The sequence below is a fragment of the Bergeyella anatis genome (genome assembly GCF_036016955.1).
Taxonomy (GTDB): Bacteria; Bacteroidota; Bacteroidia; order Flavobacteriales; family Weeksellaceae; genus JAYWXI01.
Map to the genome: position 1 here is coordinate 239,222 of NZ_JAYWXI010000003.1, position 12,459 is coordinate 251,680.

12 protein-coding genes are annotated in these 12,459 nt (G+C 44.0%); 10 read left to right on the forward strand and 2 right to left on the reverse strand.

Translation table 11 applies throughout. The annotated features are described in order from the left end of the window. Positions 1 to 48: 48 nt before the first annotated feature. Both hemN and VQ048_RS03730 read right to left on the reverse strand, forming a co-directional pair. Positions 49 to 1,428 carry an oxygen-independent coproporphyrinogen III oxidase gene (gene hemN, locus VQ048_RS03725; RefSeq protein WP_327610342.1) on the reverse strand — a complete coding sequence of 460 codons (1,380 nt, stop codon included), beginning with the start codon at positions 1,426 to 1,428 and terminating at the stop codon, positions 49 to 51. A 19-nt stretch (positions 1,429 to 1,447) separates the two neighbouring features. Continuing rightward, positions 1,448 to 2,497, reverse strand: coding sequence for a beta propeller repeat protein (locus VQ048_RS03730; protein ID WP_327610343.1), 1,050 nt, complete (start codon positions 2,495 to 2,497; stop codon positions 1,448 to 1,450). A gap of 138 nt (positions 2,498 to 2,635) precedes the next feature. Here VQ048_RS03730 and VQ048_RS03735 point away from each other — a divergent pair, with 138 nt between their 5' ends. The 10 genes from VQ048_RS03735 to VQ048_RS03780 all read left to right on the forward strand — a co-directional run bounded on the left by VQ048_RS03735 (position 2,636) and on the right by VQ048_RS03780 (position 12,343). After that, positions 2,636 to 2,953 (forward strand): rhodanese-like domain-containing protein, encoded by a 318-nt coding sequence (locus VQ048_RS03735; protein ID WP_327610344.1) that lies wholly within the window; start codon positions 2,636 to 2,638, stop codon positions 2,951 to 2,953. Between the two features lie 102 nt (positions 2,954 to 3,055). Next, positions 3,056 to 3,736 (forward strand): nicotinamide riboside transporter PnuC, encoded by a 681-nt coding sequence (gene pnuC / locus VQ048_RS03740; RefSeq protein ID WP_327610345.1) that lies wholly within the window; start codon positions 3,056 to 3,058, stop codon positions 3,734 to 3,736. 121 nt (positions 3,737 to 3,857) lie between these two features. Further along, a complete protein-coding gene (gene dapF, locus VQ048_RS03745) occupies positions 3,858 to 4,640 on the forward strand; it encodes a diaminopimelate epimerase (protein WP_327610346.1) in 783 nt (260 codons plus the stop codon). Positions 4,641 to 4,655: 15 nt separating this feature from the next. Further along, a complete protein-coding gene (mltG, locus tag VQ048_RS03750) occupies positions 4,656 to 5,684 on the forward strand; it encodes an endolytic transglycosylase MltG (protein WP_327610347.1) in 1,029 nt (342 codons plus the stop codon). A 158-nt stretch (positions 5,685 to 5,842) separates the two neighbouring features. After that, positions 5,843 to 8,353 (forward strand): TonB-dependent receptor domain-containing protein, encoded by a 2,511-nt coding sequence (locus VQ048_RS03755; RefSeq protein ID WP_327610348.1) that lies wholly within the window; start codon positions 5,843 to 5,845, stop codon positions 8,351 to 8,353. Between the two features lie 112 nt (positions 8,354 to 8,465). Continuing rightward, a complete protein-coding gene (locus VQ048_RS03760) occupies positions 8,466 to 9,464 on the forward strand; it encodes a helix-turn-helix transcriptional regulator (RefSeq protein ID WP_327610349.1) in 999 nt (332 codons plus the stop codon). 48 nt (positions 9,465 to 9,512) lie between these two features. Beyond that, a complete protein-coding gene (locus VQ048_RS03765) occupies positions 9,513 to 9,857 on the forward strand; it encodes a hypothetical protein (RefSeq protein ID WP_327610350.1) in 345 nt (114 codons plus the stop codon). 47 nt (positions 9,858 to 9,904) lie between these two features. Beyond that, complete coding sequence (locus VQ048_RS03770; RefSeq protein WP_327610351.1) at positions 9,905 to 10,243, forward strand: HIRAN domain-containing protein; 339 nt, start codon at positions 9,905 to 9,907, stop codon at positions 10,241 to 10,243. 149 nt (positions 10,244 to 10,392) lie between these two features. Then, positions 10,393 to 11,940 (forward strand): type I restriction-modification system subunit M, encoded by a 1,548-nt coding sequence (locus tag VQ048_RS03775; protein ID WP_327610352.1) that lies wholly within the window; start codon positions 10,393 to 10,395, stop codon positions 11,938 to 11,940. 4 nt (positions 11,941 to 11,944) lie between these two features. Beyond that, positions 11,945 to 12,343 (forward strand): AlbA family DNA-binding domain-containing protein, encoded by a 399-nt coding sequence (locus tag VQ048_RS03780; RefSeq protein ID WP_327610353.1) that lies wholly within the window; start codon positions 11,945 to 11,947, stop codon positions 12,341 to 12,343. The last annotated feature ends 116 nt before the right edge of the window (positions 12,344 to 12,459 follow it).

Here is a 12,459-nt window from a genome sequence, read left to right on the forward strand (position 1 = left end):
CATCAAAAAAATCGGCCGGCTCCCTTTGGAAAGCCGGCCGGTGATCTCCTAAACCGTCATCGAAAAAATACGGGTCTCCGGTTTATTGCGAAGCATCCGCAAATCAAAAGCCATCGCCACATTTCGCGTAAACGCCCGCCCCTTCTCGGTAATCCGAATCGCCCGCTCCGAAATCTCCACCAAACCGTCAGCCTGCATTTCTTCCAATCGTTCCACAACCGCCTCAATCTCGGGAATCTCTGCTTCGTTCGTCCACGAAGTCTCCAAACGACACATCAAATTCAAAATATGACGGCGTATCAACAAATCTTCCTCGTCAAGAATATGCCCTCTAAACACAGGTATTTCTCCTTTCTCAACCCGACTTTGGTACGCCTCCACACTTTTCTCGTTTTGAGCAAACGCATACCAGCTGTCCGATATTGCCGACATCCCCAAACCAATCATCAACTGCGTCTTACTGGATGAATAGCCCATAAAATTACGATGAATATTTCCATTAATCAAACTTTGGTAAAGTTCATCCTTTTCCAAAGAAAAATGATCCATCCCCACTTCCTTGTACCCCAGCTCTTCCAACAGCTTTTTACCGTTTTCGTAAAGCTTACGCTTCTCTTCACCACTAGGCAAATCATTCTCATCGAAACCGCGTTGCCCCACCCCCTTAATCCAAGGCACATGAGCATAACTGTAAAACGCCAATCGGTCCGGACGAAGCTGCAAAGTCCGCCGAATCGTATGTTCCATCTTTTCCCAGTTCTGATGCGGCAAACCAAAAACCAAGTCGTGAGAAACGCTTTGGTACCCGATCGCCCTGGCCCAGTTGGTCACTTTTTCCACACTCTCAAAAGATTGCACTCTATTGATGGCTTTTTGTACTTTCTCGTCATAGTCCTGCACACCAAAACTGCAACGTCTAAAGCCCAAGTCGTACAAAACCTTCAGGTGCTCGTAAGTCGTGTTATTGGGATGCCCTTCAAAAGAAAATTCCGGGCGTTCTGCAATCTCCACCGTCTGAAAAATCCCTTCCAACAAAGTTTTAAGATTAGCCGGCGAAAAAAACGTCGGTGTTCCTCCCCCCAAATGCAACTCCTTGAGCTTCGGCTTCTGCCCTTCTCCCCCTTCCTTACTGAATAATTTGAGGTAAAGCTGCCACTCCTTAAGCACCGACTCAATATAAGGCACCTCGACACTATGCTGCTTGGTAATCCGCTTATGACAAGCGCAAAACGTGCATAATGCCTCGCAAAAAGGCAAATGAATATAAATGGAAATCCCCTCCTTTTCGTTACTCTCCTTGTAGGAGCGAAGCACCGTCTGCTCCCAATTCTGAGCGGAAAAAGAAGATTCGTCCCAAAACGGAACCGTAGGATAAGAAGTGTATCTCGGCCCCGGAATATTGTATTTATCGATAAGCGACTGATTCATTCCGCAAAAATAACAAATATTATTCTCTTACTCCGGCATACCCTCTGAGTTTTTCCCATCCGGCCAGTTTTCCCCGCACGATTTTATTCTTACCCGCAAAAACAAGATGGTCGGCATCCACCCAACGGAAAGTGTACAAATCCCGCTCATCGGAAAGTTTCACCCATGTCCGTCCGTAGTCTCCAGAATAGGAAATATGACGGTCCCCCACCGCTACCATTTCCCTCCCCTTCGAACCAGGTCTTAACCGAACGCAAGTCATATACCCCACATTCTGCCCCGAAGCCTGAATCTGCCAAGTCCTGCCTCCATCCCAACTGGTCGCAATATTATTAACGTTAGCCTGTTGTCGGGTGTAATCCCCTCCAACCGCTACCCCAAAGCGCCCCCTATAAAAATCAACGGAATAAATCCCTTGCGAAGAACTTCCCTGAACAAAATCCGTTTCCGCCACCTCCCAATCGCAAGGCTTCCCCCATCGGAAGCGAAACACCCGGGCTTTATGCCCTCCGCTGACCGCCCAAACCTTTCGCCCCCACATCGCCACATTGGTATTACTCGCTGCAAAATGCGCCTCGCCATCACTATAAAAAGGGATACGACAAGCCTCAGCCTTTTTCCCCTTTGCCCCCACAAAAACCACATGAGGAACACCTCCTTTACGAGGATCACTGAGTGCAACTCCACGCTTCCCACGAAAGACAAACGCATCGTAAAAAACAGTAGAAACCGTATCTTTTTCCAAAAGCTCCGCCTTTAACGTACGCTTATCAAGAGTAAACCAATAGGCCGGAGCTCCTACACTCACCGCATGGAAACGGTCGCCTCGCCTTGCCAATGTCCTGAACTCCAACCCCTCAACCGGAAGGGTAATCTGCAAACGATCAGTCGGGTTTTTCCAACCGACATACCCCATTTTAGACCCTATCCCCGCATACCATACCCGATCCCCATCAATCTCGATCGCCCTTATACTTATATCATCCGAATACAGCGTTTCCAAAGACAAAACCTGAGCAGACCACCAAAGCGGCAAACAACACTGAATCACAAAAAACAACACTTTCATCCCGTAAAAATAAGAAAGAATTAAATTTCTATTATAATCCGATAAAAACCTTCCGACCGATTCCCCCCCATACAATGTAACCTATGTTACCATCAAAACCTTTGACAGCTTTTATTTTTGCAAAAAAATCAAAAGGTCATGATAGAAAAAATCAAAAAACTCCTCGGCATTAAAAGTGTAGATTTTGCCCAACTCGCCAAACAAGGCGCCGTCATCATTGACGTAAGAAACCCTAGTGAATACGCCGGCGGTCACGTTAAAGGCTCAATCAACATTCCACTAAGCCAACTTCCTCAACATTTAGCCAAGCTAAAAGACAAAACCAAGCCAATAATCACCTGCTGCGCCTCGGGGATGCGCAGCGCAAGTGCCAAATCGTTTCTCAAAAGCAGCGGCTACACCGAAGTCTATAACGGAGGCGGATGGCTGACATTAAATCGGAAAATAAAACCCTAAAATCCCCTATCCAAATAACCGCGTCTATCCCACGCGGTTTCTTCTCTCCCTACTTGAAAAGAAAACCTCATTTTTATTGGATAAATACCCTAAATTTGAGGCATGGATTTTTACGATTTATTTCTAAAGCCTTACGAAAGCTACGAAAGTTATCAAATCATTTTGGAAGCCGTAGCCGTTTTGTTCGGGCTAATGAGCGTTTTCTTTTCCATCAGAAAAAACATTCTGGTTTACCCTACCGGCATCGTCTCCACGGTCATCTACGTGTATATCCTTTTCGTCTTCGGCTTGTTGGGCGACATGATGATTAATTTTTACTACTCGATTATGAGCCTCTACGGCTGGATGTTGTGGTCTAAAAACACCAAAGACCAAATTCATGTCGAAGTAGCCCTTACCACCCCAAAAGAATGGGTCTACGGGAGCATGCTCTTTACCGCCAGTCTTATTTTGGTGACCACCGTATATTACTATAAACCCTTTATCGATAATCACTTTTCCTTCTCGGGCGTTACTTTAGGATTGGATCATTTGGATTGGGCCAACTGGCTCGATGTCCTGACCACCGCGATTTTTCTTATCGGAATGTGGCTGATGGCCAAACGCAAAATAGAAAATTGGCTTTTTTGGATTGTGGGCGATCTGATTTCCGTCCCTATGTATCTTTATAAAGGCCTCGGCCTGACCTCTTTCCAATATTTGGTTTTTACCGTTTTGGCCGTAATAGGATGGCTGGAATGGCGAAAAAGTTTACCTCCAAAAAAAATTACCCCTAAACCGTAAAAGGATTCATCCAAAAGAGCAAAGTCTCTTTTCGTATCTTTGGCGCCGATTTGGTTAAAAAAATAATATCATGGCAAGAGTTCCATGATCTCCCTAATGTATAAAAACAAGGAAAAACGTTATGAAAAACACCATCGAATTCTATAAATACCAAGGAACCGGAAACGATTTCATCATGATTGACAATCGCGACCTGCAATTTCCCAAACAACAACCTTTCATCGAAAAACTCTGCGACCGCCGATTCGGAATCGGTGGAGACGGCCTCATTCTTTTGGAAACCGACGAAAACGATGCTTTCGATTTCCGAATGGTCTATTATAATGCCGACGGAAACGAAAGTACCATGTGCGGAAACGGCGGACGTTGCCTCGTGGCTTTCGCTCATTTTCTGGATGTTTTCGAGGAAAAATGCCGTTTCATAGCCATCGACGGCCCGCACGAAGCCCAAATCGACAACGGAATCGTCAAACTGAAAATGATTGACGTCGAAAAAATCGAAAAAGACGGCGAAGATTTCGTACTCAATACCGGCTCGCCACATTACGTGCGTTACGTGGATTCGCTTCAGACCTTAGACGTTTACCAAGAAGGCCGAAACCTCCGAAACGCCGAAGCCTACAAAAGCGAAGGCATCAATGTGAATTTCGTCGAGAAAAAAGACGACCAAACCCTTTTTGTCAGAACCTACGAAAGAGGCGTAGAAGACGAAACCTACAGTTGCGGCACAGGAGCTACCGCCGCCGCATTAACCTTCCTTAAAAGTACCCCGAAAAACAGCGTTGCCATAAAAGTATTAGGCGGAAATCTAAAAGTCTATGCCGAACAAAACAATGACCATTTCCACAACATCTGGTTGGAAGGCCCCGCTCAGCAAGTGTTCAGAGGAAAAATAGACCTTTAATCCCCTACGAAAAAAATGAAAAAAACAATCCTTATCCTCGCTTTAGTGCTTGCCTGTGCAGGCGGTTATTTCGGCTTGAAATTCTACGGCAAATACTTCGCCAACAATGTGAAAAAAGAAGGCTATTTTCACATCCCTACCGGAGCCCAGTTCGGACAAATTTTAGATTCGGTTGCACCGTACCTGAAAGACCGCTCCTCGTTTGAAGCCGTCGCTCTGGACAAAAACATGAACCGCTACTTCCATCCCGGACGCTACCGCACCCAAAGTGGCACCAACAACACCGACCTGGTCAATATGATTAAAGCCGGTAACCAAAGCCCACACACGTTCAGAATAGGCGATTTCGGCGACGTTTACCAAATGGTCGGCCGCGTATGCCGAAAAACCGAAATCGATTCTGCCGCCATGGTGAAAGGACTCGATGCCATTGCCCGGTCCAAAGGTCTAAACAATGCCGAAGATCTAAAAAAATTCTTCTTCATCGATTCTTATAATTTCTTTTGGACCGTAACTCCCGAAGCCTTCTTCGAAACCTTTGAAAAACAATACCAAACCTTTTGGAACGCCCAACGTCTGGAAAAAGAAAAACAAAGCGGACTAACCCGAAATCAAATCTACGCCTTAGCTTCCATCGTATACAAGGAATCCGGAGGCAAACCCGACGAACAAAAAACCATCGCCGGACTTTATCTCAACCGCTATAAAAAAGGCATGAAGCTGCAAAGCGATCCCACCGTGATCTACGCCATTAACAAAGAATCCAATTTTACGACTCCAATTAAACGGGTGCTTTACCGCCACCTTTCTCATCCCTCGCCTTACAACACCTACGCCAACGCGGGCATTCCCCCAGGTCCCATCTGCATTACCGATAAAAATTCAGTGGATGCCGTCCTAAATCCCGAAGCGCACAGCTACATCTATATGGCGGCAGATCCCGACCGTTTCGGCTACCACCGTTTTACCGCCAGCGATACGGAACACGCTAAAAATGCAAGGGATTACCAGCAATGGCTGAACACGAAAAACATAAAAAAATAACTTTTTTGCCATTTTTATTTTAACCTTTTGTTTTCTGCCCCATCTAAGAACCGTACAAAACAACGAGGCAGAAACTTTCTTCCTTGTAATATCATTAATTTTTCATCCCGTTTCCACTTACCTCACAGAAGGTAAGTGGAAGCATTAATAAAAACCTAATGGATAGAACCGAAATTACCCTTTTTACCCCCAGAAAAATCCTTAGTGCCGGAATGCTACTTTCCGCAGCCGTATTCGCCTTCGCACAAGAAAAAGCAGACATCAACGGAAGAATTGTAGACCAAAAAAACAATCCCGTTCCCTACGCCTCCGTCACTTTCAGTTCCAAAGTCGACAAACTTCACAGCGATGCCGTACTCACGGACGAAAACGGCTATTACAGCCTAAAACTCGTTCCGGGAAATTATGACGTAACCGTAGAAGCCATCGACCATAAAAAGCACACCCTAAACAAAATTATAAAGGCCGGAACTCAAGAATCCATCCTCCTCCTGCCGGAAGAATCGGCTACATTGGCTCCGACCAAAAACATCGAAGGCGTCACCATTACCGTCGCTTCCACAAAACCTTACCGCGTGGAGTTGGACAAAAAAGTGTACGACCCTTCCACCGACGTTTTGAGTAAAGGTGGAAACCTTCAGGACGTTCTAAGCAATGTCCCCTCCGTTGATGTAGACACCGACGGAACCGTCTCCATGAGAGGAAACACCAACGTAAGGTTTCTCATCAACGGTAAACCTTCCTCTCTCTTAGGAATTGACGATAATGCCAATGCCTTGCAATCCATCCCCGCCGATCAAATCGAGCGGATCGAAGTCATTACAAACCCTTCGTCAAAGTACGAGGCTTCCGGAACCGCAGGAATTCTTAACATCATTCTGAAAAAAACCAAAACCAAAGGATTTAACGGAAGCGTAGAAGGCGCCCTTGGTTACCTGCCTACCACCAGACTAAATACCAACCTAAGCTGGCGAAAAGGAAATTGGACCTGGTACGTTAACGGCGGCGGCGGATACAACGAAAGAAAAAACAACCGCTGGAACAACACCCGCTATTTCGACAATAACGGAACGTCCTCCTTTCTCAACCAAAGCAGCGACAATAACAACAAAGGAAAATATTACAATGCCAACAGCGGTTTCACGGTAGATCTCTCGGAAAAGGCAGCCCTGAATCTTTCAGGAATGATTCGCTATAACGAAAACGAAAGCCGTGATTTGGTAACCTACCAAACCCTGAACGCCGACCGCAGTCTAAATGCGACCTCCCAACGGCTTAGTTTAGGTGGAGGCAGCGGCAATGTCATTCAAGGTGATTTGGGATTCGATTACAAATTCAATTCCTCGGGGCATAACCTCTTCACCTCGTTCAGTATCCAGCAAAACAACAACGACGGCTACTCCAATATCTTAGAGACCCAAGAAAGTAATTTCGTCTCCAGAAACATCGTAAACCAAAGCACCGTCAACAACACGTTAATCGGAAAAGTCGATTACGAACTCCCTCTCGGCGAAAAATCCAAGCTCGAAGCCGGCTACCGCTTCGACCGTAACGAGAATGACTACGACTACAACGTCTCCCGCTCTTTCGATGACGTTACTTTTGTGCTGCGTCCCGACTTTACAAGCCAAACCGTCTACACGGAAATGTTCAATGCATTCTATGCTCAATTCAAAAGCAAAACCAGCCGACTGGGGTATCAACTCGGATTAAGAACCGAAATTTCGGACATCAACGTCACGTTTAACAACCTCTCCGGAAATTCCGAAAACATAAAAAAACACTATACCGGACTCTTCCCTAGCGTCTTTTTGAGCTACGACATCGCCGAAGGCAGCAACAACCAACTTTTACTCAACTATTCCCGAAGAATCAACCGCCCGAGGTCTTGGTTCCTCATCCCGTTCAACTCCTTCAGCATCAATGACGACCGAAATCAATTCTTAGGAAATCCGGATCTTGATCCGTCTTATATCAATTCCTTCGAATTGGGCTACGCTATCCAAAAGAAAAAATTCACCATCAACCCAACACTCTACTACCAACACACCACCAATACCACCCAAATGGTAGTGGTAAGAGAGTCTGCGGCGTCTCAAATTTTGGTAACCCGTCCCTTTAACGTCGGATCGGAAACCAATATCGGTTTGGATCTCAATTCCACCGCCGACCTTTTACCTTGGTGGAAAATTATGGCTAACGTAAACCTCTACCACTATACCAGCCAAGGCGAATACTACGACCCCAATATTATGAGTAAACCATTCTCCTTCGCCGGTAAAGGATTCTCCAGCCGTTTGAGAATGACCAATACCTTTAAAGTAGACAAAACCTTCAACCTCCAGCTCCAAGGTTTCTTCAGAGGAGCTGAAAAAACAGCCTCAAGACACCGTAAAGAAATGTATGCCGTAAATTTCGGAGCCAATAAAACCATTTGGAAAGGCGACGGAACCATTTCGTTCAGCATTCAGGACATCTTTAACTCGCGTGCCATGAGAAACATCAGTTACAGTGATAATTTCGAACGCGAACAATACATGCAGTTTATGCCAAGGCAAATACTTCTGTCCTTAACCTACCGCTTCAAACAAGGCGAAAAAATAGAACAGAAAAAACGCCAACGAAACAACAGCAACGAAGATTCCGGCGAAGATATGCCGATGATGTAGCTGGTAAAAGCGGCGGTCTTTTTTAGACCGCCGCTTTTCATTTGATACGCCTCTCGAACGTTTTTCGAATAATATTTTTTACATTCGTAGAAAAACCATTCACGTTCTAGTCATGTCAACCAACAAAAACGCTCAAATTCGCTATAAAGCCTTAGACGAATGCCTGGCAACACCCTACAAAAAATTCTTCATCGAAGATCTTATCGACTATTGTAGCGAAGCTTTAAGCCAACACTATATGCAGCCGACTTCCATCTCCCGAAGACAATTACTGGAAGACCTTAAATTTATGGAAAGTCAAGCCGGATTCGAAGCCCCCATCGGCCGGTTTAAAGAGGGAAAACGCGTCTTTTACCGCTACGAAAACCCCGATTTCTCTATCCTAAAAAAGCCCGTTAGCGAAACCGAAAAAACCATTCTGAGGCAAGCCATGGAAACCCTTAACCGAATCCACAATCTCCCGGGATTTGACTGGTTACAATCTCTTCAGGCCAAACTGGATTCGGAAATCCTAAACGAAACTCCCAAAAATAAAATTATAGGATTCGAGGAAAACCAATACCTGAAAGGAATAGAATACCTTAATCCGCTCTATCATTTCATCCTAAAAAAAACGACAGCTCTTATCGAATATAAAGGATTTCAGCACAGTCAATCAAAAAAAATCCCCCTATCGCCCTACTTCCTGAAACAATACAATAACCGCTGGTTTCTTTTCGGATGGAATCATCAGCTTGATACCCTGCAAAATATGCCCCTTGACCGCATTGTTGCTGTTGAGACTTGCGAACAAGACTATCGGGAAAACACCATAGACTTCAATGATTACTTTGATGAAATCATCGGCGTTACCAACGACCCCAACCTTCCTTTGGAAAAAGTAACAATCGAACTATCCGACGCCATCCTTCCATACATCCAATCCAAACCCCTCCATGGTTCGCAAAAAATTATGGGAAATTTGCTACATCTAGAGGTGAAAATAAATTACGAACTAAAAGCTCTCATCCTATCCCACGGCGAAAATATGAGCGTCTTAACTCCTCAGTCTTTGGTCGATCAACTGAAAACCACCATCGAAAAAATGAAAATTAATTATCAATGCAAATAGGCTGCACAGGAGAAAACTAAGTTTGTACCAGTTAAAAAAATAAGTATCATGAAAACAGAATCACAACAACTCTACTTGGTTCTAGCCAAACAATGGTTCAACGAAATTCTTTCGGGTAACAAAACCGAAGAGTACAGAGCCTTTACCGATTTCTATATCAAACGGCTATGTCTTTTTGATGAGGAGGGCTACATTAGCGATGTAAAGCAATACGATACCGTTCGATTTCAGCAGGGTTATGCCAAGGACGCACCTCAAATGATTGTAAAAATCAAACAAATACGCCTGGATATAGATGAGGATGTGGATTTAGATGCAGGCGATCTACTTACCGTAGATAATTGCAACTTCACCATCGAGCTGGGCGAAATCCTAGAGAAAAAAAACTGTTAACTCCGATCCATCAGATCCTATTCAAAACTCACAGAAAAAACCTAAAAATGGAAACCAAAAGAAAACAACAACGCGAGCATTTAGTTAATTTTCATATCGCAGGATTCAATTATTATGATGGCGTATTATGCTTTTCAAAACTGAAAATAGGCACCAAACTCGATTTGGAACACGAAGCCGATAACAAATTTGACCATCGTGCCGTAGCCCTCTATTACAAAGGATATAAATTAGGATTTATCCCGCGTACCGAAAACCGAATTTTCTATAAACTCGTTAAAATGGGCCATGAAAACCTCTTGGATTTGCGCATCCAACGGATTGATACTAATGCCCATCCCGAGCAGCAAGTAGCGGTTGTAGCCCACCTCCTGCCTAAAGAATAGATATCCGGTATTATCGTTGCGGCATCCGTGGATGCCGCAACGATTTTTCTCTTTTCCGTTCTGCATTCTGCAATGCTTTTTCGTTGATTAAATTTGTATCTTTGCTAGATTTGATGATTTTTCCTAAACTATAAAAAAACCTTTTAAGCATGATCACTGGCGAACTAAAATCCCAAATTGACAAAATATGGAATGACTTTTGGACGGGAGGCATCACTAACCCGCTCACTGTCATCGAACAGTTCACCTATCTGATTTTCCTGAAACAACTGGACGAAAAACAAAAATTAATCGAAAAAGAAATCAATCTACTGGGGCATTCTCAACATAAACCCATCTATACCGAAAAACAAAACAGCCTGCGATGGAGCTATTTTAAGGATAAGGATTCGGAAGTAATGTTTCAGATTTTCACGCGTCCCAATCCTAATTTAGACAACCTAACGGCTTTCGATTTTATGAAAACTCTCGGAGAGCGAGGGGGTAAATTTTCGGAGTATATGAAGGGAGCGACCTTTATGATTCCCACACCAAACCTGCTCGATCGCATAGTCCAACAAATAGATAAGCTTCCACTCAACAAGAGGGATACCAAAGGAGATCTCTACGAGTATATGCTGAGTAAAATAGCCGAAGCGGGTACCAATGGGCAGTTTCGTACACCAAGACACATCATCCGCATGATGGTGGAATTGATGCGGCCGCAAAAAACAGATACCGTTTGCGATCCGGCAATGGGCTCGGCAGGATTTTTGGTAGCGGTGAGCGAATATCTTTTTGATAAATGTAACGATTGGTTTTTGGAAAAAGAATTTAGAACGCATTACCAGCAGGAAATGTTCAATGGCATTGAGATTGACCCTTCCATGATGCGTATTGCATCAATGAACTTGCAACTTCACGGTATCGAAACCCCTAATATTGAAGGCGGAAGCGCGCTGGCGGAAGGCAACTCCACCACCGGAAAATATTCGTTGATTCTGGCCAACCCGCCATTTAAAGGGGCTTTGAATTACGACGAGGTAGAAAGCAGCCTGCTTCAAATCACCAAAACAAAAAAGACCGAATTGCTTTTTATCTCCTTAATTTTAAGACTTTTGAAACTGGGTGGTCGAGCAGCTGTTATTGTGCCTGACGGCGTATTGTTCGGCAATAGTACCGCCCACAAGAACATCCGCAAGGAACTTATCGAAAAGCACCGTTTGCAAGGGGTAATTTCGATGCCCAGTGGGGTTTTCAAACCCTATGCTGGCGTAAGCACAGCCATCCTTTTGTTCACGAAAACCGATTCTGGCGGTACGGATGAGGTTTGGTTTTATGATATGACGGCTGACGGGTTCAGTTTGGATGATAAAAGGACCCCTCTTCTCTCGTCCGAACAGATGGAGAGCGTTTTTGCCGAACCTCAGAGCGTCTTAGCTGATGCCGAGGGCCGCTGTGACATTCCGTCGATTATCCTCGATTGGCAAAACCCTGAACGCATAGGCAGAGACCGCACTCAAAAATCTTTTTTAGTCTCCAAGGCGGATATTGTAGCAAACGATTACGACCTTAGTATCAATCGATATAAGGAGATTGTTTATGAAGCGATTGCTTACGAAAAACCAAGCGCGATCATTGCTCAAATTAAAGATTTGCAAACGCAACGACAACAAGCCATTGAAGCGTTGGAAAAAATGTTAAATGATAAGATGTAAGGGGATGGAGAGAGTGAAAGAAATAATGGAATGGTTGAATACCATTGATGAAAACTCTTCGTTAGAAGTGAAAAAAGGCGATAAAGTAGAGAAATCTTTTTTAGAGTCGGTAAATGCCTTTTCCAATGAACCAAATTTGAATGGTGGTCTTATTGTGTTAGGGATAGAGAGAGAAGAACATTCGCTGTTTCCGTCATATAAAGTGACGGGGGTTAGTAATCCAGACCAAATTCAGTCAGATATTGCTACACAATGTGCTTCTATGTTTAATATTCCTATTCGTCCAGTGGTTGAAGTGGAGATGGTAGGAGATAAAGCGGTAGTGAAGGTTAAAGTAGAAGAATTGTCCCCCGAAAGAAAACCTTTATATTTTAAAATTCACACTAATTCATTAAGTTATTGATATACAAAAAATTATAAGCATTTTTTCAATTTCAGGTAACGAATTAGTAACTCAACTTGCTTCTTTTGATTTCATTGATTTTCATCGGAACTCAATACGACAAAGGTACGATATAT

Excerpts from the sequence above, each read along its gene's own strand:
- dapF (WP_327610346.1), top strand. The coding sequence starts at position 3,858 with ATGAAAAACACCATCGAATTCTATAAATACCAAGGAACCGGAAACGAT.
- VQ048_RS03730 (WP_327610343.1), bottom strand. The coding sequence starts at position 2,497 with ATGAAAGTGTTGTTTTTTGTGATTCAGTGTTGTTTGCCGCTTTGGTGG.
- VQ048_RS03735 (WP_327610344.1), top strand. The coding sequence starts at position 2,636 with ATGATAGAAAAAATCAAAAAACTCCTCGGCATTAAAAGTGTAGATTTT.
- VQ048_RS03775 (WP_327610352.1), top strand. The coding sequence starts at position 10,393 with ATGATCACTGGCGAACTAAAATCCCAAATTGACAAAATATGGAATGAC.
- mltG (WP_327610347.1), top strand. The coding sequence starts at position 4,656 with ATGAAAAAAACAATCCTTATCCTCGCTTTAGTGCTTGCCTGTGCAGGC.
- VQ048_RS03760 (WP_327610349.1), top strand. The coding sequence starts at position 8,466 with ATGTCAACCAACAAAAACGCTCAAATTCGCTATAAAGCCTTAGACGAA.
- VQ048_RS03780 (WP_327610353.1), top strand. The coding sequence starts at position 11,945 with ATGGAGAGAGTGAAAGAAATAATGGAATGGTTGAATACCATTGATGAA.
- VQ048_RS03770 (WP_327610351.1), top strand. The coding sequence starts at position 9,905 with ATGGAAACCAAAAGAAAACAACAACGCGAGCATTTAGTTAATTTTCAT.
- pnuC (WP_327610345.1), top strand. The coding sequence starts at position 3,056 with ATGGATTTTTACGATTTATTTCTAAAGCCTTACGAAAGCTACGAAAGT.
- hemN (WP_327610342.1), bottom strand. The coding sequence starts at position 1,428 with ATGAATCAGTCGCTTATCGATAAATACAATATTCCGGGGCCGAGATAC.
- VQ048_RS03755 (WP_327610348.1), top strand. The coding sequence starts at position 5,843 with ATGGATAGAACCGAAATTACCCTTTTTACCCCCAGAAAAATCCTTAGT.
- VQ048_RS03765 (WP_327610350.1), top strand. The coding sequence starts at position 9,513 with ATGAAAACAGAATCACAACAACTCTACTTGGTTCTAGCCAAACAATGG.